The 641-nt window shown below is 44.9% G+C and carries 2 tRNA genes; both read right to left on the bottom strand.

The annotated features are described in order from the left end of the window. Window positions 1-222: 222 nt before the first annotated feature. Window positions 223-298 (bottom strand) — tRNA-Glu (locus tag H5159_RS20745). A gap of 182 nt (window positions 299-480) precedes the next feature. Further along, window positions 481-556 (bottom strand) — tRNA-Glu (locus H5159_RS20750). Between the last annotated feature and the right edge of the window lie 85 nt (window positions 557-641).

The raw sequence follows: 641 nt of genomic DNA on the forward strand, positions 1-641 counted from the left end.
CGTGAAAGGGCGGTGTCCTAGGCCTCTAGACGATGGGGACACATAAATGTGTCACTAGGACAACTGAATTTTTAGACTCGTTTCAGGCGAGCTTTCTTAATAACACTTCACTTCCCTATTAAAAATAAGTAAGTGGCGTCCCCAAGAGATTAGTACTCTTGATAACGTCGTGCATAGAGAGTGCGGTGTCACACTGCTTTACACAATACTTAAAATAGTAAGTGGCGTCCCCAAGGGGATTCGAACCCCTGTTACCGCCGTGAAAGGGCGGTGTCCTAGGCCTCTAGACGATGGGGACACATAAATGTGTCACTAGGACAACTGAATTTTTAGACTCGTTTCAGGCGAGCTTTCTTAATAACACTTCACTTCCCTATTAAAAATAAGTAAGTGGCGTCCCCAAGAGATTAGTACTCTTGATAACGTCGTGCATAGAGAGTGCGGTGTCACACTGCTTTACACAATACTTAAAATAGTAAGTGGCGTCCCCAAGGGGATTCGAACCCCTGTTACCGCCGTGAAAGGGCGGTGTCCTAGGCCTCTAGACGATGGGGACACATAAATGTGTCACTAGGACAACTGAATTTTTAGACTCGTTTCAGGCGAGCTTTCTTAATAACACTTCACTTCCCTATTAAAAA

Source organism: Pseudoalteromonas sp. SG43-1 (genome assembly GCF_014164415.1).
Taxonomy (GTDB): domain Bacteria; phylum Pseudomonadota; class Gammaproteobacteria; order Enterobacterales; family Alteromonadaceae; genus Pseudoalteromonas; species Pseudoalteromonas distincta.